Annotated in this window: 16 protein-coding genes and 1 pseudogene; 4 read left to right on the plus strand and 13 right to left on the minus strand. The window is 57.7% G+C overall.

The window, feature by feature from the left end; translation table 11 throughout:
- Positions 1 to 11 precede the first annotated feature (11 nt).
- On the minus strand, positions 12 to 215 hold the full coding sequence (gene cspE, locus CAter10_RS05335; RefSeq protein ID WP_009665919.1) for a transcription antiterminator/RNA stability regulator CspE: 204 nt from the start codon (positions 213 to 215) through the stop codon (positions 12 to 14).
- A gap of 327 nt (positions 216 to 542) precedes the next feature.
- Between cspE and clpS the strand changes: the two genes are divergently transcribed.
- On the plus strand, positions 543 to 851 hold the full coding sequence (clpS, locus tag CAter10_RS05340) for an ATP-dependent Clp protease adapter ClpS (protein WP_014007243.1): 309 nt from the start codon (positions 543 to 545) through the stop codon (positions 849 to 851).
- The gene (gene clpA / locus CAter10_RS05345; protein WP_061532598.1) at positions 848 to 3,148 is read left to right on the plus strand and encodes an ATP-dependent Clp protease ATP-binding subunit ClpA; all 2,301 of its coding nucleotides are present in this window, start codon (positions 848 to 850) and stop codon (positions 3,146 to 3,148) included. The genes clpS and clpA overlap by 4 nt, the downstream gene beginning before the upstream one ends.
- A 150-nt stretch (positions 3,149 to 3,298) precedes the next feature.
- On the opposite strand, the gene CAter10_RS05350 is transcribed toward clpA, so the two are convergent.
- From CAter10_RS05350 to speE, 12 genes and pseudogenes are all read right to left on the minus strand, one after another.
- Positions 3,299 to 4,399 carry a M48 family metallopeptidase gene (locus CAter10_RS05350; RefSeq protein WP_231879181.1) on the minus strand — a complete coding sequence of 367 codons (1,101 nt, stop codon included), beginning with the start codon at positions 4,397 to 4,399 and terminating at the stop codon, positions 3,299 to 3,301.
- Positions 4,400 to 4,410: 11 nt separating this feature from the next.
- Positions 4,411 to 4,860: a dUTP diphosphatase gene (gene dut / locus CAter10_RS05355; protein WP_061532600.1), complete on the minus strand. Its 450-nt coding sequence runs from the start codon at positions 4,858 to 4,860 to the stop codon at positions 4,411 to 4,413.
- Positions 4,861 to 5,013: 153 nt separating this feature from the next.
- Positions 5,014 to 6,227: pseudogene (gene coaBC / locus CAter10_RS05360) on the minus strand (bifunctional phosphopantothenoylcysteine decarboxylase/phosphopantothenate--cysteine ligase CoaBC).
- A gap of 149 nt (positions 6,228 to 6,376) precedes the next feature.
- The gene (gene lspA / locus CAter10_RS05365; protein ID WP_061532602.1) at positions 6,377 to 6,886 is read right to left on the minus strand and encodes a signal peptidase II; all 510 of its coding nucleotides are present in this window, start codon (positions 6,884 to 6,886) and stop codon (positions 6,377 to 6,379) included.
- A 130-nt stretch (positions 6,887 to 7,016) separates the two neighbouring features.
- Positions 7,017 to 9,914, minus strand: a complete 2,898-nt coding sequence (gene ileS / locus CAter10_RS05370; protein ID WP_061532603.1) for an isoleucine--tRNA ligase — start codon at positions 9,912 to 9,914, stop codon at positions 7,017 to 7,019.
- Positions 9,915 to 9,987: 73 nt separating this feature from the next.
- Entirely contained in the window at positions 9,988 to 10,989 is a 1,002-nt protein-coding gene (locus tag CAter10_RS05375; protein ID WP_061532604.1) for a bifunctional riboflavin kinase/FAD synthetase, read from the minus strand.
- 292 nt (positions 10,990 to 11,281) lie between these two features.
- A complete protein-coding gene (locus CAter10_RS05380; protein ID WP_061532605.1) occupies positions 11,282 to 11,737 on the minus strand; it encodes a YidB family protein in 456 nt (151 codons plus the stop codon).
- A gap of 232 nt (positions 11,738 to 11,969) precedes the next feature.
- Positions 11,970 to 12,695, minus strand: coding sequence for a 16S rRNA (uracil(1498)-N(3))-methyltransferase (locus tag CAter10_RS05385; protein ID WP_061532606.1), 726 nt, complete (start codon positions 12,693 to 12,695; stop codon positions 11,970 to 11,972).
- Positions 12,696 to 12,753: 58 nt separating this feature from the next.
- On the minus strand, positions 12,754 to 13,161 hold the full coding sequence (locus CAter10_RS05390) for a DUF350 domain-containing protein (protein WP_061532607.1): 408 nt from the start codon (positions 13,159 to 13,161) through the stop codon (positions 12,754 to 12,756).
- 105 nt (positions 13,162 to 13,266) lie between these two features.
- A complete protein-coding gene (locus CAter10_RS05395) occupies positions 13,267 to 14,412 on the minus strand; it encodes a glutathionylspermidine synthase family protein (protein ID WP_061532608.1) in 1,146 nt (381 codons plus the stop codon).
- 2 nt (positions 14,413 to 14,414) lie between these two features.
- Complete coding sequence (locus tag CAter10_RS05400) at positions 14,415 to 14,762, minus strand: hypothetical protein (protein WP_061532609.1); 348 nt, start codon at positions 14,760 to 14,762, stop codon at positions 14,415 to 14,417.
- A 191-nt stretch (positions 14,763 to 14,953) separates the two neighbouring features.
- Entirely contained in the window at positions 14,954 to 16,234 is a 1,281-nt protein-coding gene (speE, locus tag CAter10_RS05405; protein WP_061532610.1) for a polyamine aminopropyltransferase, read from the minus strand.
- A 280-nt stretch (positions 16,235 to 16,514) separates the two neighbouring features.
- Here speE and tkt point away from each other — a divergent pair, with 280 nt between their 5' ends.
- On the plus strand, positions 16,515 to 18,509 hold the full coding sequence (gene tkt / locus CAter10_RS05410) for a transketolase (RefSeq protein ID WP_061532611.1): 1,995 nt from the start codon (positions 16,515 to 16,517) through the stop codon (positions 18,507 to 18,509).
- Entirely contained in the window at positions 18,506 to 19,081 is a 576-nt protein-coding gene (locus tag CAter10_RS05415; RefSeq protein ID WP_082797800.1) for a GNAT family N-acetyltransferase, read from the plus strand. The genes tkt and CAter10_RS05415 overlap by 4 nt, the downstream gene beginning before the upstream one ends.
- Positions 19,082 to 19,090 lie beyond the last annotated feature (9 nt).

Genomic DNA, 19,090 nt, shown 5'->3' on the forward strand with positions numbered 1-19,090 from the left:
AATAGCGAAAATTAAGGAGCTTGGATGTTAGAAGCTTGCTTGCCTTTAGGGCCTTGCGTGACTTCGAACTGGACTTTTTGACCTTCTTTGAGAGTCTTGAAGCCGTTCATCTGGATTGCCGAAAAGTGAGCAAACAAATCTTCACCGCCGTCATCCGGAGTGATAAAGCCGAAGCCCTTAGAATCGTTGAACCACTTGACTGTACCTGTTGCCATAAAATAGCGTCTTTCAAATAATGACTAATCACACGAGCCGTAAAAGCAAGAAGCCTCGCGTAACGCTGCCCCTTCTAGAACTTGCTCACTTCTATTAACAAGCAAAAACACACTTATCAATGAATGTCATTGTTCTCGTTAAAAATAAAAAAGTCAAGTAATTTCCATTATGCAATTAAATTTGTTGTTTTGAAATGTTTTGTGCTCTTGATTTAATCTGTTTTAACGTCATCTGCATAGCATTCAGAAAACGCGTAATATCGATATACACATTAATTAATCAGCGTTGCGCGTTGCGCATTTGTCGGAAGGTTTTAGAATAGGCGCATGGTAACCAAGCATGAAGACGGGACAGTAGCGACGCGGCAAGAGCAAAAGCTCAAGCCGCCTCCCATGTATCAGGTGTTTCTGTTGAATGATGACTACACGCCAATGGAGTTCGTGGTTGCCATCCTCCAGGAATACTTCAACAAGGATCGTGAAGCCGCAACGCAGATAATGCTGAAGGTGCATCGCGATGGCAAAGGCATGTGTGGTGTATATCCCAAAGATATTGCATCCACAAAAGTTGAACTGGTATTAACGCACGCACGCAAAGCAGGGCATCCCCTGCAATGCATGATGGAGGAAGCATGATTGCGCAGGAATTGGAAGTAAGTTTGCACATGGCGTTTGTCGAAGCACGACAAGCACGGCATGAGTTCATCACGGTTGAACACTTGCTGCTGGCCTTGCTCGACAATCCGTCCGCGGCCGAAGTGCTGCGGGCGTGTGCCGTCAACATTGACGATATGCGCAAGACGCTGACGATCTTTATTGGCGACAATACGCCGACCGTTCCGGGTTCGAATGAGGTTGATACCCAGCCGACCCTCGGTTTTCAACGCGTGATCCAACGCGCCATCATGCATGTGCAATCGGCTTCCAACGGCAAGAAGGAAGTCACCGGCGCCAATGTGCTGGTGGCGATCTTCGGCGAGAAGGATTCGCATGCAGTGTACTACTTGCACCAGCAGGGCGTGACGCGTCTGGATGTGGTCAACTTCATTTCGCATGGCGTGCGCAAGGATCAGCAGACCGATGCGCAGAAATCTTCGGAAGGCGCGGAAGAAGTACAGGCCGAAGGCCAGGCCAAGGAAAGTCCGCTCGACCAGTTCACGCAAAACCTGAACAAGCTCGCTACCGAAGGCAAGATCGATCCGCTGATCGGTCGCGAGTACGAAGTCGAACGCGTGATCCAGACCTTGTGCCGCCGTCGCAAAAACAATCCGTTGCTGGTCGGCGAAGCAGGCGTCGGCAAGACCGCGATTGCGGAGGGATTGGCATGGCGCATCACTCAGGGCGAAGTGCCTGAGATTTTGCAGAATGCGATCGTGTATTCGCTCGACATGGGCGCACTGCTGGCCGGCACCAAATATCGCGGCGATTTCGAGCAGCGCCTGAAAGCGGTCCTCAAGCAATTGAAGGACAGCCCACATGGCATCCTGTTCATCGACGAAATTCATACCATCATTGGCGCCGGCTCGGCTTCGGGCGGTACGCTGGACGCATCCAACCTGCTCAAACCGGCATTGTCGAGCGGGCAGTTGAAGTGCATCGGCGCTACGACCTATACCGAGTTCCGCGGCGTGTTCGAGAAAGACCACGCGTTGTCGCGGCGCTTCCAGAAAATCGATGTCAACGAACCGACCGTCGAACAAACCGTGCAGATCCTGCGCGGCCTGAAGTCGCGCTTTGAAGAACATCACGGCGTCAAGTATTCCGCTTCGGCACTGACCAGTGCTGCGGAACTGGCGGCGCGTTTCATCAATGACCGTCATCTGCCGGACAAGGCCATCGATGTGATCGACGAAGCGGGTGCGGCACAACGTATCCTGCCGAAGTCGAAGCAGAAGAAGACCATCGGCAAGGGCGAGATTGAAGACATCATCGCCAAGATTGCGCGGATTCCGCCGCAGTCGGTCAACCAGGACGACCGCAGCAAACTGCAAACTATCGACCGTGACTTGCGCAATGTCGTGTTCGGTCAGGACCCGGCGATCGATGCCTTGGCGTCGGCCATCAAAATGGCGCGCGCCGGTTTGGGCAAGACGGACCGTCCGATCGGTTCTTTCCTGTTCTCCGGTCCGACCGGGGTCGGCAAGACCGAGGTAGCCAAGCAACTGGCGTTCATCTTGGGCATCGACCTGATTCGCTTCGACATGTCGGAGTACATGGAACGCCATGCGGTGAGCCGCTTGATCGGCGCGCCGCCAGGCTATGTCGGTTTCGACCAAGGCGGTTTGCTGACCGAGGCTGTCACCAAGAAGCCGCATGCGGTGTTGCTGCTTGATGAGATCGAAAAGGCGCATCCGGATATTTTCAATATCCTGCTGCAGGTGATGGACCATGGCGCATTGACCGACAACAACGGGCGCAAGGCGGATTTCCGCAACGTGATCATCATCATGACCACCAATGCCGGTGCGGAAAGCCTGCAGAAGCGTTCGATCGGCTTTACCGACAAGAAGGAAGCTGGCGACGAGATGGCGGATATCAAGCGTATGTTTACGCCGGAATTCCGCAATCGCATCGATTCCATCATCAGCTTCCGTGCACTGGATGAAGAAGTCATCCTGCGCGTGGTCGACAAATTCTTGATGCAGCTGGAAGAGCAACTGCACGAGAAGAAAGTGGAAGCGATCTTCACCGAGAACCTGCGCAAGTTCCTGGCGCGCAAGGGCTTCGATCCGTTGATGGGCGCACGGCCGATGTCGCGCCTGATCCAGGACATGATCCGCAAGGCGCTGGCCGACGAGCTGTTGTTCGGCAAGTTGGTGACTGGCGGCCGCGTGACAGTCGATCTCGACGACAAGGATCAGATCAGTCTCGACTTTGCCGAGAAAGATGCATCCTCGCCGTCGGCGCCGGAAGAAACGGTCGAAGTGGAGTAAATCCGCTTTTGGCTTTTGCTTCAGCCAAAACAAAAAGCCTGAATACACGAAAGTGATTCAGGCTTTTTTACGCTTGGATGTTTGAATCTACAACATTGTTTTGCTGCCAGCGTTTCACCGGCTGGCGAAGTGCTGGCAGCAACTTGTCGCTTAGGGCAGGACAGTGCTGCCGCTCGCTTGCTTGGCTTGGATATCCGAGACGGCTTGCTCGATGGCAGCGATGCGGTAGGTGGTGGCAGGATGGATCGCCGTGTACCCGTTGAGTACCGTAGCTGGATATTGCGTGGCCAGGCGTTGCCAGAATGCCGAGGCATCGTCGACCTTGTAGCCGGCGCGCGCTACCATGTACAAGGCCAGCTTGTCGGCTGCTGCATCAAGCTGCTGCGGATATGGCTTGACGCCGGCGGCGCCGCTTAATGGCGCGTTATCCGGACGCAGGCGGACCAGGTTGTCGATCACGCCGGACAGCGTGGCGGTGAGGCGTTGCCTGGCTGGATGGGTCAGCGTGTTATGCGCCATTTCCTTGGCGATCACGTAGGCCAGTTCATCGTCGCTACGCACGAATTTCATCATGCCCGCGCTGATCAGGACGCGACGACCGTCAGCATAGCTGATCACGTTGTCGGTGTTGCCCAGTTCGATGCCGAATGCGCAAGCGCGGGTCAGCGGGACGTTCAGGGTCTGGTTGCTGCCGTTGCGTGCGATCGTCACCTTGATGTTACTGCGGCCGTTAACCAACGGTCCGAGCATCAGTGCGGTTTGGCGCTCGGCATCGGCGCCGGTCGGCACCGGTTTGTCCTGGATCGCCACCAGCAGGTCGCCGCGTTGCAAGCCGACTTTGGCCGCGCCGCTGCCGGTCAGTACGCCGGTCACTTGCAATTGATCGGTCAGTCCGAGTGAAGTGGCGGCGTCGATGAATTCGGCGGTGTAAGAGAATTTTGTCTTGGCGGTGAAGCCGAGCAGGTTGCGCGCGTTGTTGCGGCACAGGACGGCGTTATTCACCAGCAGTGGAGCTGCTACGTCGTATAAGCGGTCTTGCAGTGCGACCAGGCTCTTCAACTCCGCCTGCTGTGGCGTTACCGCTGGCGCGGCTGGCTTTGGGGCCAGTATCGGCTTGCCGGTGCTAGCGGCATTTTGCGTGCCGGATGTAGTTGGTTCTTGCGTCGCGCAGGCCGCCAGGAACAGCACTGGTAATGTCACTGCTGCATAACGCTTGACTCCCTGCCATCGGGAGTGACGTGTCAATCTCATTAAGTTCTCCATCAATGTTTTCCGGTGCTGCCGAAGCCGCCTGCGCCGCGTTCGCTGCTCTCGAAATCTTGTACAACATTAAAACGGACCCGTGCGACCGGCACGATAATCAATTGCGCCAGCCGTTCCATCGGGTTGAGGGTGAATTCGGTTTGGCCGCGGTTCCAGGTGGAAACCATCAGCTGACCCTGGTAATCAGAGTCGATCAGGCCAACCAGGTTCCCCAGCACGATGCCATGTTTGTGGCCGAGGCCGCTGCGCGGCAAGATCATGGCGGCGTAGGCAGGGTCGCCAATATGAATTGCGAGCCCGGTCGGGATCAGGTGGGTTTCACCGGGTTTGAGCGTCACAGGCGCGTCCAGGCAGGCGCGCAGGTCGAGTCCTGCGCTGCCTTCGGTGGCGTAGGCCGGCAATTGATCTTGCATGCGTGGGTCGAGGATTTTGACGTCGATGATATTCATTGAATTTTGTAACAATCTATATAAATAAAATAATTCGGGTACGTGCGGCAAATGAACGGCATGACAAGCGCAGGCCTGTCTGGAATTCATGTAACCAATTCTGATTTCGATGCGGCTCGCTGGCCTTCAGGCCGACGCTGAACTATGCAGCAACTATGCACCAAGACGCGCAGCAATGGCAGCGATCAACTGCCGCGCCAGCTGCTGTTTGCCGGCACGCGGAAGATCGGTATGACCGTTCGCGTCGAACAACACCAATTGGTTGTCATCCTTGCCAAAGGTATCGTGGCCGATATTGCCGACCAACAGTGGTACATTTTTCCTGGCGCGTTTGGCCTCGCCATATTGCAACAGCTTTTCCGATTCGGCAGCAAAACCGACACAGTACGGTGGTTTGGGCAGCGCTGCAACTGTTGCCAAAATATCCGGGTTTTGTTCGAATACCAATTCCGGCGCGCTGCCGTCGGCATTCTTCTTCAGTTTCTGGGTGCTGGCATTGGCTACGCGCCAGTCGGCAACCGCAGCGACGGCGACGAATATGTCGGTGGCGCTGCTGGCGCTTTGGGCGGTGAGCTGGGCCATGACGATATCGTGCATCTGTTGTGCAGTCTGGACGCTGATGCGGCGCACGCCATATGGCGTGGCAAGTGCGGTTGGTCCCGACACCAGCGTCACTTCGGCGCCGGCTTCATAGGCGGCGCGGGCAACTGCATAGCCCATTTTTCCTGATGACAGATTGGTGATGCCGCGTACCGGATCGATTGGCTCGAAAGTCGGGCCGGCGGTCAACAGCACGCGTTTGCCTTTGAGTAGTTTGGGCTGGAACGCAGCAATCACTTCTGCCAGCAATTGATCGGCTTCCAGCATGCGTCCCATGCCGACTTCACCGCAGGCCTGCTCGCCGGCATCGGGGCCGAGCAGCTGGATGCCGTCCGCCAGTAACTGGTTGGCGTTGCGCTGGGTGGCGGGGTTTTGCCACATTTCGACGTTCATCGCCGGTGCGACCAACAGCGGCACCATCGCCGGCCGCGCTACGCACAAGGTCGACAACAAATCGTCGCAAGCGCCGTGCGCCAGCTTCGACATGAAATCGGCGGAGCAGGGCGCGATCACGATGGCATCGGCGTCGCGGGTGAGATCGATATGCGGCATGTTGTTGCCGATGCGCGCATCCCATTGATCGGTAAACACGGGCTTGCCGGACAAGCCCTGCATGGTCACCGGTGTAATGAAATGCATGGCCGCCGCAGTCATGACCACCTGCACCGAAGCGCCTGCCTTGATCAATGCGCGCGTGAATTCCGCTGCCTTGTAGCAGGCGATGCCGCCGGTTAGTCCCAGCACGATTTTTTACCCGCGAGATCCATGTCTGCTCCTGGAGGGGGAAGGGCGTGTGCTTCGTTTGTTGAAAGCAAGATTTAACGCAAAGTTAAAAGCAAGAACGCCAACATTTTTCAACTGTCGTCATTCCCGCGAATGCGGGAACGAGCCGGTTGGTGTTTTGCAAAAAAATGGCTTACTTATTTACGCGCCGCAACTCATCAATAATGAACAATACCGCACCGACGCAAATTGCGCTATCGGCGACATTGAATGCTGGCCAGTGCCAGTTGCCGACATAGAAATCGAGGAAATCGATGACGTGGCCGTAAGCGACGCGATCGACCACATTGCCGATGGCACCGCCGAGGATCAATGCCAGTGCGGCGCAGAACATGCGTTGTCCGGCATGCCGTTTCAACAGAAAAATGATGAACACGGCGGCGGCGATGCCGATAGCGGTGAACAAGTGGCGCTGCCAGCCGGATTCCGACGACAGGAAACTGAACGCAGCACCCTTGTTGTACACCAGCACGAGGTTGAAGAACGCGGTCACCGGATGCCATTCGCCGTAGCTGAACAGGCGCACGATCGTGATCTTGGTCAATTGGTCGATCAGCAATACCAGGGCGGCAATGCCAAGCCACGGCGCCAAGCCGTATTTGGAAGAGGAGGCTGCGGCGGAAGAGCGTTTTTTAGTGGCCATATGTGTGTCGTATCGGTTGTCAGCTCAGAATCGGTGCATCAATGTTCGAGGAGCGAACGCGGCATGCATATCGTCGTTAGACGATTTCAGGCCGCGTTCGGTTATTGCAGTTGCCGGTGCAGTTGCCCGCTTACGCAAAGTGACGATGTTCGCCGCTGCCGAACAGATTGGCGACGCAGCGTCCACACAGCCCCGGATGTTCCGGATGGCTGCCGACATCGGCACGGTAGTGCCAGCAGCGTTCGCATTTCTGTTGAGCCGACGGCGTTACCAGGATCGCTTCTTCAGCTTCCGTCGCCACTTGAGTGACGACAGCGCTGGAAGTGATCAGGACGAATTTCAAGTCATCGCCGAGGCTGTTGAGCAATGCGTACTTGGCAGCGCTGGCCTTGATTTCGACTTCGGCCTGCAGCGAGGATCCGATGCCGCCGCCCACTCGCACTTCTTCCAGTTGTTTGGTGACGTCGGCGCGCACAGCGCGTACAGCATTGAATTTCTCGATCAGTGCCGCGGCATCGCTGATTTCCGGCAGTACATAATAGGTTTGCGTGAAAATGGTTTCATCGCTGGCCGCATACGCTTCCGGGCTGGCAAAGAATGACCAGGCTTCTTCTGCGGTGAACGACAAGGTCGGTGCCATCACGCGCAACAGCGCTTGCGTGATATGCCAGATCGCGGTTTGTGCAGAACGACGCGCTTGCGAAGTGGCGCCGCTGGTGTACAGGCGATCCTTCAGGATGTCGAGATAGAAACCGCCCAGGTCTTCCGAGCAGTACATCTGCAGCTTCGAGATCACCGGGTGGAATTCATAGGTCTGGTAGTGCTGCAGGATGTCGGCTTGCAGCTGCGTCATGCTGGCGATCGCATAGCGGTCGATTTCCAGCAGGTCGGCGATCGGCACCGCATCTTTCAGCGGATCGAAATCCGAGGTATTCGCCAGCAGGAAGCGCAGCGTGTTGCGGATGCGGCGATACGACTCGGTGACACGTTTCAGGATTTCGTCGGAGATCGTGATTTCGCCGGAGTAATCGCTGGAAGCGACCCACAGGCGCAGGATTTCCGCGCCCAGCGAGTCCGCCACTTTTTGCGGTTCGACGCCGTTCTTCAACGACTTCGACATCTTGCGGCCTTCGCCATCGACTACGAAGCCGTGCGTCAGCAAGGCGTCGTAAGGCGCGCGGCCGTTCAACATGGCCGAGGTCAGCAGCGACGAATGGAACCAGCCGCGATGCTGGTCCGAGCCTTCCAGATAGAGGTCAGCCGGAAATTTCGATTGGGCCGCGTGCGAACCACGTAATACGGTCTGGTGCGTGCTGCCGGAATCGAACCAGACGTCCAGCGTGTCCTTGTTCTTGACGTAATTGTCGGCGTCGTCGCCCAGCAGTTCGCGTGGATCAAGGGCTTGCCAGGCTTCGATGCCGTGCTGCTCGATGCGCTTGGCGATCTGTTCCAGCAGTTCCGGTGTGCGTGGGTGCAACTGTCCGCTTTCCTTGTGCACGAAGAACGCCATCGGCACGCCCCATTGGCGTTGGCGCGACAGCGTCCAGTCCGGACGGTTGGCGATCATGCCGTGCAGGCGCGCCTTGCCCCAGCTAGGGAAGAATGCAGTGGCTTCGATCGCCTCCAGCGCGGTGGCGCGCAGGCTCGGATGGCCATCCTTCGGCAGGTTGTCCATGCTGGCGAACCACTGCGAGGTGGCGCGATAGATGATCGGGCTCTTGTGGCGCCAGCAATGCATGTAGCTGTGGTCGAACATGACCAGCTTGAACAGCGCGCCGACTTCTTCCAGCTTGCTGCAGATCGGCTTCGATGCTTCCCAGATGGTCATGCCGGCAAAGAACGGCAGCCACGATGCAAATTTGCCGTCGCCCATCACCGGGCTGATGATGTCGTCATCCTTCATGCCATGCGCCTTGCACGAGATAAAGTCTTCGATACCATAGGCTGGCGCCGAGTGGACGATACCGGTGCCGCTGTCGGTGGTGACATAGTCGCCAAGATAGATTGGCGACAGGCGGTCGTAGCCGGGATCGGTGTCGGCCAGCGGATGTTTGAAATTGATTAGCGACAGCGCCTCGCCCTTGCAGGTGGCGATGGTTTTGCCTTCAAGGCCGAAGCGTTGCAGGCTGCTCTCAACCAGTTCCTGCGCAAGGATCAGCAGCAACGGCACGCCGTTGCGTTCAGTCTGGACCAGCGCGTAGTCGACTTCCGGATGCACGTTGAGCGCCTGGTTGGACGGGATGGTCCACGGCGTGGTGGTCCAGATCACCACATAGCCTTGCTCGACCGGCAGCGATGTCAGGCCGAATGCTGCGGCGATCTTGGCCGGTTCGGCAAATGGGAAGCCGACATCGATCGACGGATCGCGCTTGTCCTGGTATTCGACTTCCGCTTCGGCCAGCGCCGAACCGCAATCGAAGCACCAGTTGACCGGCTTCAGGCCACGATACACATAACCTTTTTCCAGGATCGTGCCGAGCGCGCGCAATTCATCGGCTTCATTGCCGAAGGCCATGGTCTTGTACGGGTTGTCCCATTCGCCGAGGACGCCAAGGCGGATGAAGTCCTTGCGCTGCAGGTCGATCTGTTCGTTGGCGTAAGCACGCGCCTTGGCTTGCACTTCGGCCACCGGCAGGTTCTTGCCGTATTTCTTTTCGATCTGGATCTCGATCGGCATGCCGTGGCAATCCCAGCCCGGCACGTAAGGCGCATCGAAGCCGGCCATGTTGCGGGCTTTGACGATCATGTCCTTGAGGATCTTGTTGACGGCGTGACCCAGGTGGATTTCACCGTTGGCATACGGCGGGCCATCATGCAGGATGAATTTCGGGCGGCCTTTGGACGCCTTGCGGATCCGTTCGTAGACTTTCTTTTCCTGCCATTGCTTGACCCATTGCGGCTCGCGCTTGGCGAGATCGCCGCGCATCGGGAACGCAGTTTCGGTCATGTTGACCGGGTACTTGCTCTGCGGCTTGCTTTGCGGCTTGGCGGCTTTATTGTTTTCTGGTTTGCTTGGCTGATCGGACATAATTTTCTTCAATGGAATTCAGTGGAGCCTGCCCGTCGGCGGGCAGAGCGGAATGAGGTGCTGCCGAACAGCGTCAAATTCGATCTGTGGCCGAAGTCGGCGCACGCGTGGTGGGATTCATCGACTCGCCGGTGTGCTGACGGAAGTATGCGCGTGCATTGTCGACGTCGCGACTGATCGCGGCGGTCAGGGTTGGCAGGTCGACATATTTCTCTTCATCGCGCAGCTTTTGCAAGAATTCAACCTGTATAAGCTTGCCATAGCAGTCGCCGGCGAAGTCAAGGATATAGCTTTCCAGCAGCACCCGGCCGCTATCGTCGACTGTCGGGCGGATGCCGATGCTGGCGACGGCAGGCAGTGGTTGCTCACTCAAGCCATGGACATTGACCACGAAGATGCCCGACAGCGCCGGCAGCTTATGGTTGACGCGCAGGTTGAGGGTCGGGAAACCGATGGTGCGGCCGAGTTTCTTGCCGTGCACCACGCGTCCGGAAATTGAATAGGGGTGGCCGAGCAGGGCGCGCGCATGGTCGAAGTCGCCGGCTGCCAGCGCCGCGCGCACTGCGGACGACGAGACGCGGGCGCCTTCATTCATGACAGTCGGCAAGGTCTCGACGTGGAAGCCGTATTTCTTGCCGGCTTCGACCAAGGTTGCGATATTGCCGGCGCGGCGGGCACCGAAGCAAAAGTCCTCGCCGACCATCAGCCATTTGACATGCAGGCCTTCGACCAGCACCTTTTCGATAAAGTCTTGCGGCGACATGGCGGCAAAGCTGGCATTGAAGTGTTCGACGATCACGCGATCAATGCCTGCCTGCGACAGCGATTCCAGCTTGTCACGCAGGTTGGCGACGCGGGTCGGCATGTTGTCAGGCTGGCCGGCGCGGCGCGCAAAGAATTCGCGCGGGTGTGGCTCGAACGTCATCACGGCTGCATCCAGGCCGAGTTCCGTGGCTGCCTTGCGGACGTGCGCGAGCAGTACCTGATGGCCGCGATGCACGCCATCGAAGTTGCCGATAGTGAGCGCACACGGTGCGCGCGATTCGGCGTTGGGAAGTCCGCGAAATACCTTCATTGAAGTAACCGGAATATTTATCGCAAAAACCTTGGATTATAAATGCTTTCGGCGTCCAATCCCCGCGAAGAAGTCGATCGGCAGTGGTTTGCGTGCCTCGAAATTGCCGAATTTGTCATTTTGCCGGGAGAAATGCCGCAATTACAGGACGAAGCGGCCGCCAATTCGACGCATATTGTATTTTAGATATGGGCGAACGCTATCGCTGCAATCCGATTGCCCAAAAAAAATCGCCCCGAAGGGCGATATCAGACTATTGGCAGATTGCTATGTTGCCGCTTGTCTCGCCTTTTCAGGCTTTCTTGTCACCACCCAGCAGGCCGCCCAACAGGCCTGCCAGATCACCCATGCCGCCGGCCGGAGCTGCAACCTGGCCGTTAGGCGTCAGTTTGTCGACCAGGCCTGGCAGAATTTCCGACAGGTGGCTGGCTGCTTCGCTTGGGGAAATGCCGGCCGCCTGAGCCAATTCCTGCAGATGGCCGCCACCCAGTGCCTGCTGCACCTGATCCGGCGAAATCGCCTGGTTCTGGCCGTTGCCGATCCAAGACTGCACAACCGAGCCCAGACCTGCACCTTCGAATGCGCTGAGAAGCCCGCCGCCAGCACCTTGGCCTGCGCCCGTGCCGCCGCTTTGCAGTGCCTTCAACAGCAAAGGTACAGCAGCTGCCATCAACATGGCTTTCGGATCATTCGATTGCTGCTGGCCGCCACCGCCGATTGCGCCAAGTACCGAATCCAGTAGTCCCATAATATTCTCCAGAGTAATAGTGCGATAAGCCGTCAAGGCAGAGGTTACTTCGTCGAAAAATACAAAGTAGTTCAGAAAATCGATATTACAACGCGGCAAGGGCTTTGAGTAGTTGCGAAAGTGAAAACGATTGTGTCATGGCGACGTTTATCATTTTAGTCAGGCTTGGAATAATTGCTTAGACCAAATTGTAAAAACCATAGAAAGAAGCCGACGTCATTCATCTGCCTGGCTACATCTCGCCCCAGATGGCATTGATGGCCGCCAGCGCCGCCAGGCCGGCGGTTTCGGTACGCAGGATGCGCGGGCCCATCGACAGCATCAGCGCACCATGCGCGCAGGCGGTATCTTCTTCCGCTTCGGTGAATCCGCCTTCCGGGCCGATCAGCAGTGCCAGCGCCTGCGGCGGATGGTGGCGCGCCCAATCCGAGAGTGATTGCTCGCCGCGCGGGGACAATAGGATGCGCTTGTGCAAATCCTGCTGTCGCACCCAGTCGTTAAATGGCGTCAGCGCGGCCAGGTTCGGCATGCGATTACGGCCACTTTGCTCGGCTGCGGCGACGATGACGGCTTGCCAATGGCTCTGTTTTTTCTCGGCCCGTTCGCTATTCAGGCGCACCACGCAGCGCTGTGCAGCCAAAGGCTGAATCGCTGCTGCGCCAAGCTCGACCGCCTTCTCGATGATCCAGTCCAGTTTCGACGACTCCGGCAGCGCTTGCGCCAGGGTGATCGCGTAGGGTAGCTCGACTTCGCGCGGTGAGAAGGTCTTGATTTCGGCGTTGACACGCTTTTTTTCAATGCTGCTGATGGTTGCCGTATATTCGCCGCCCTCACCGTTGAACAGGGTGATCGGCGTGCCGGCGGGCAGGCGCAGGACCTGCACGTGATGTGCAACCTGTTCCGGCAATGCCAGCTGCTGGCCGATTTCGAGAGGAGTGGAGACGTAGAAGCGCGGCATGAAGTAAGTCGATTCCTTGGGTTATTGGGGGGGGGGCGGAGTGGTTCTTGTCATCTGATTAATAAGTCATGCAGGCTGCGCTCAACAAGCCCAGGCCAAGACTGACTGTACCAAGAAAGATGCCGGATGCAATCTTGTTTTCTGGGATATCGGCAAGCAGCGTTGGCAACATCAGACGGACGATCCCGAAGGCCAGCAGCTGGACCACCAGTGCGACGATGCCCCAGATCAGCATATCCATCAGGTTGATGCTGTTGGAAATTGCCGAAGCCAGCGCCACGACATAACCCAGCAACGCACCGGCCAAGCTGGCGGTGGCGGCGTGGTTGCCGGCCCGGATCAATGCCAGCTCATGGTACGGCGTGATGAAAATGTAAATGAGAAGAAAGGCGCCGGTCAGCACCAGTGCCAATCCGAAGTGAGACAAGAACGCGGGGAGGCCGGCGGGCAACATTGAAAGATCCATGAATCGAAGCTCCTGAAGGTAAGGGCGAGCGCGTTGGAGGCGCTTGTCGCCAGCACTTAATTAACAAAATAAGTAACAAAATAAGTAACAAAATAAGTAACAAAATTAATCAACAAAATAATGCGGGACGAAACGGCTGGTGTCTTTGGTAATCAGCGATACATCTTCGCGAATGCCGATGCCGGCAGGTGCATCGCCGACGACCCATGAACCGACCGATGTATAAGCTGGCGTGATGCCGTCGTCGAATTTCGGCTGGGCGGCAAAGGCCTGATAAATGTAGCCTTCGGCGCCGTATTGGCCAGGTTGATGATGTACTTCGCCGCCGGCGTAGATCGTGATGTTTTCACCTTCGCGCGAATACAGCGGCTTCTTGACGAAATCGCCGCTGATACGCCAGGCGTCGAAAAATGCCGGCAGCAGGTTCGGATGGCCGGGGAACAATTCCCACAGTACCGGCAGGATCGCCTTGTTGGAGAGCACCATCTTCCAGGCCGGTTCGATCAGGCGCATCGGCCGCGCCAGCAGATGCGCGGCAAACTCATCGCGGCATAGCCATTCCCACGGATAGAGCTTGAACAGGTTGTCGATTTTCAGGTCGAAGTCGTCGACGAATTCGGCATGTTGTTCATCCCAGCCGATATGTTCGATGGCCATCTGTTTGGTGGCAAAGCCGGCCTGGATTGCAGTATCGCGCAGATAGGCGAGATTGCCCTCATCTTCTTCATGGCCGCCGATACAGGCAAAGTGCAGCAGGCCCTTGCTTTGATGCTGTGTCGCCAGGGTTTGCCATTGTGCGATCAGCTTTTCATGGATCGAATTGAACTGGTCTGCCTTGGGGAATACGTCCTGCAGCCAATACCATTGCGCCACGCTCGACTCGACCAGGCCGGTCGGCGTGTCGGCGTTGTATTCGAGCATCTTGGGAGGATTTTTTCCATCCCAGGAGAGATCGAAACGGCCGTACAGCGAGAACTCCTTGTCGCGCCAGCTTTCCTCTACCAGCGACCAGAACGGTTTTGGAATCGCAAATTGTTCCAGCCTTTCGTGGGCGATCACATGCTCGACCGCCTGCAGGGCCATCTGGTGCAGCTCAGCGGTGACATCCTCGACGACATCGATCTGCGCTGCCGTGAAGCGATAGGCATAGCGCTCGTCCCAGTACAAATCATCGATCGAATGGTAAGTGAAGCCGAGTGAATCGAACTGCGCCTGCCAGTTGGGTCGCGGGGTCAGGTTTTCGCGGATCATGCTCAGCCGCCGCCGGAGATATGGACGCCGCCGAAACCGCCGCGCGCCACACTACGGGCTACGGAGTGATTGCTGACTTCACCGCTTTGCAGGCCAAAGCTTCTGCCGCCGATACGTGCGCTGCGCTGTGCGTTGTCGCGGTCTCCTAGGTCGTAGCTCGGGCCGTAGTAGCGGTAGTGGCCATATCCACCTCCGCCTGAATTGGTGCTGTTGCCGCTGCTCGGCGCAGCTTGGCAAAGTTCGGGACGGCCCCAATCCTTCTGACAATCTTCCTGGCTCAGGTATTCATCACGCGCCTGCTTGGGGCCGCAACCGGCCAGCATGGCCGACGCTGCCAGCACCAGCGGCACGGCGTGGCTTTTGCGGCCCGGCCGTGCGATTGGTTCCAGCGTTTTTTTGTTTGATGCTGAGGACTGCGGGTTGGCACTAGGTTCTCCATGAATGTGATGAAACCTGGTTCTGACGGGCGATTTATGTTTTCGAACTGCCCGGCATGTGCAAGGCATCAAAACCACAAAAAGCGTAAATTTGCGACAACGGCTTAAGTTCCAAGATAAGTGCCAAGATGAGCGCCAAGATTCTGCACGAAATTGGGCAGTGCGAATAGTGCCGGATGCACATCAGCGTTGTAATACTGAAGCTCGCCGACAGCCCGGTCTTGCAAGCGGGCGGTCACGGTGTTGCGCTCCACATCACGCGGATCGATAGAATCGCTGGCCACGGCCATGCCCCACAGCGCGCCATACAGCGGTACATACGCGGTGTACGGCGCGACATGGCGGAAAGATGCGTTGAGGCGCTGGCGCAGCAGGCCGAATCGCTGCGGATGATGAAATGGGCTGCCCAGATGCATGACCAGTGCGCCACCCGGCGCCAACGCTGCCTTGCAGGCCTGCAGGAATTCCAGCGTGTAGCAGTCGGCAGCAAGGGCGCTGCCGTCGGCGGTTTGTGGATCGGTCAGGTCCAGCAGGATCAGGTCGTAGCGCGGGCCGGCGGCGTCACGTGCGGCTTGCTGTACAAAGGCAAAGCCGTCCTGCGCCACGTGGCGAACGCGCGGCTCGTCCAGTGCGCCGCGATGGATTTTTTGCAGATGGCGGCGCGCCAGTTCGATGACCTCGGGATCGATTTCGCACAGCGTGATTTCTTCGATCGAAGGGTGCTTGAGCAATTCTTCGCTGCTGCCGCCGTCGCCGCCGCCGACGATCAGTGCGCGGCGCGGTTGCGGGTGAGTGATGGCGGCCGGATGCACCAGACATTCGTGATAGAAGAACTCATCGCGTTCCGACGTCATATAGGCACCGTCCAGCCGCATCACTTTGCCGAACTCGGCGGAGTCGGCAATTTCTATACGCTGGAATGGCGATTGCGTTTGCACCAGCGGCGGCGCCAGTCGCGTGCCGTAGGCGGTGTGTGGGGTCAACTGCTCCAGCGCCAACGTGTGACCACTTGCGTCGCCGCCGCGCTGCAGGCGATGGGTTTGCCATTGCGCCGGTGCGAAAGCGGCGATCAGCGTGTCCAGCAAACCGCTGGCCTTGGCGCTGTTGTCTTCAGTGTAGTTGCACACATACACATCGAGCGTTACCGCCCGTCGTTCCGGCCAGGTATGGATCGCCAGATGCGATTCGGCCAGCAGTAGGGCGCAGGTGACGCCGGCGGCGCTGCCATCGGCAGCCTGGAATGGATGGAATTTTTCGCCGACGATGGTGAGGCCGGCGCCTATGGTTTGCGCAACGACCAGTTGCCGCAATTGCTCGGGATCGAGTAACAAGTCAGTGCTGCAACGGCAGTCATGGCAATCGGCCGTCAAGTGTAATCCTTGCATGGGGAAATGGATGAATGATGGTCCAAGGGAGCGAATCTGATGCGGAAATTGCAAAAAATATCAATTTCTGCTGCATTCGCCATTCATTGCGGTCTTATGTGGCGCGGCAGCATTTTACTGTCCCATTGTGCATAAGATGTGCGGATTTGACCCGGGGACGAGCGCATTTTGGTAAAATATCGGCCTTTGTGGCTGTTCTGATAACCGGTGCTGACACTGTCAGGCGCGGTTGCGGATTCGCCTCCGACCAATTCACAACCATTGCCTACCCGCCCACACCATGACATCCACACTCCCAACCACCAAGATGGCCAACGCAATTCGCGCACTGGCAATGGACGCAGTACAAAAAGCCAATTCCGGCCATCCCGGCATGCCGATGGGTATGGCGGAAATCGCAGTTGCCCTGTGGGCCAAGCATTACCGTCACAATCCGGCTAATCCGCACTGGTTCAACCGTGATCGCTTCGTCTTGTCAAATGGTCATGGTTCGATGCTGCAATATGCGTTGCTGCACCTGACCGGCTACGATCTGTCGATGGACGAGATCCGCAATTTCCGTCAAATGCATTCGAAGACTCCGGGTCATCCGGAAGTTGATGTCACGCCGGGAATCGAAACCACGACCGGTCCGCTGGGCCAGGGCCTGACCAATGCGGTCGGCATGGCGCTGGCGGAACGTTTGCTGGCAGCGGAATTCAACCGCGGCAATTTCCCGATCGTTGACCATTACACTTACACGTTCGTCGGCGACGGCTGCCTGATGGAAGGCATTTCGCACGAAGCCTGCTCGCTGGCCGGCACATTGCGCCTGTCGAAACTGATCGCGCTGTACGATGATAACGGTATCTCGATCGACGGCCACGTAGAAGGCTGGTTCAAGGACGATACCCCGAAACGCTTCGAAGCCTACGGCTGGAACGTGATCCGCGCCGTCGACGGTCACAATGTGGAAGCTGTCAGCGCCGCCATCCATCAAGCCAAGCTGTCCGACAAGCCAACCCTGATCTGCTGCAAGACCGTGATCGGCAAAGGCTCGCCAAACCTGGCCGGCACCGACAAGGTGCACGGCGCGGCACTGGGCGACAAGGAAATCGCTGCCGTGCGCGAAGCGCTGGGCTGGCCTTACGCGCCATTTGAAATTCCGGCAGATGTCTACGAAGCCTGGGACGCCAAGGCGCAGGGCAAGCATTTCGAAGGCGACTGGAATGCATTGTTCGCTGCTTATGCTGCTGAATTCCCGCAGCAAGCCAGCGAATTCACCCGCCGCATGAAGGGCGAGTTGCCAGGCAATTTCGAGCAGACCGTGAGCGCCTACATCGCTACCTGCGTCGAGAAGAAAGAAACCATCGCCACCCGCAAGGCCAGCCAGAACGCCATCCAGGCGCTGGCGCCGGTGCTGCCGGAATTCCTCGGCGGTTCGGCCGACCTGACCGGTTCCAACCTGACCAACTGGAAAGAATGCGTCGCCGTGCGCGCTGACCAGCCGGGCAATCACATCAACTATGGCGTGCGCGAGTTCGGCATGAGCGCAATGATGAACGGTATCGCCCTGCATGGCGGCTACATCCCGTTCGGCGCGACTTTCCTGACTTTCTCCGACTACAGCCGCAATGCCCTGCGCATGGCGGCACTGATGAAGATCCGTTCGATCTTCGTGTTCACCCATGACTCGATCGGCCTGGGCGAAGATGGTCCGACCCACCAATCGGTGGAGCACGTATCGAGCCTGCGCTTGATCCCGCAACTGGACAACTGGCGTCCATGCGACACAGTTGAATCGGCAGTGGCGTGGCAACAGGCCGTGTTGCGTCAGCATGGTCCAAGCACACTGATTTTCTCGCGTCAGAACTTGCAGTATCAGGAGCGCGATGCGGAACAGATCGCCAACATCCAGCGCGGCGCTTACATCCTCAAGGATGCACCTGATGCCAAGGCGATCCTGATCGCCACCGGTTCCGAAGTCGAACTGGCGATGCAATCGGCAGCGGCGCTGGAAAAAGAAGGCATCGCGGTACGCGTGGTGTCGATGCCTTGCGCCGACGTGTTCGATCGCCAGGAAGCATCCTACAAGGCGAGCGTGCTGCAACGCGGCTTGCCACGTGTGGCGATCGAAGCCGGCGTGACTGCTTTCTGGCACAAGTATGTGGGCCTGGAAGGCGCCGTGGTCGGTATCGATACCTTCGGCGAATCGGCTCCGGCTCCAGTGCTGTTCAAGCATTTCGGCTTCACTGTTGAAAACGTCGTGGCCAAGACCAAACTGGTACTGGCATGAATCTGAGAGCAGCACGGGCTATCGGCAAGATGGACATCACCAACATCGTTGGTGATGTCGTCATCCGTCGCGCCACCGTCGCCGATGCGGGAGTGATCGCGGCGGTGCGCATCGACAGCTGGCGCGCTACATACCGTGGCATCATTCCGGATGACTATCTGGATGGCATGAAGATCGAAGACAGCACCGCCATCTGGAGCCGTATCCTGGGTGCGACCTCGAATGCGGCTAACGTATTCGTGGCCGAAGTGGATGGCGAAGTGCTGGGTTTTGCAGCCGGCATGACGCTCAAGGAAGCCAAGCTCGGTTTCGATTCCGAGCTGACAGCGATCTATCTGGAACCGTCGGTGCAACGCGCCGGCATCGGCCGCAAGCTGGTGGCGCATGTGGCGGCAGCATTGGCCGCCGCCGGCGCTAACAACATGCTGGTCTGGGTGTTGGCTGAGAATCGTCCGGCGCGGCAGTTTTACGAGATGCTGGGGGCAGAGCTGCTGGCCGAACAGCCGTTCAGCTGGGATGGCCTGGATTTGCAAGAAGCCGGCTACGGCTGGCGTACTATCAGAGTAAATTGAAGCCGGATT

Origin of the sequence: Collimonas arenae, from assembly GCF_001584165.1 — a bacterium.
GTDB classification, from domain to species: domain Bacteria; phylum Pseudomonadota; class Gammaproteobacteria; order Burkholderiales; family Burkholderiaceae_D; genus Collimonas; species Collimonas arenae.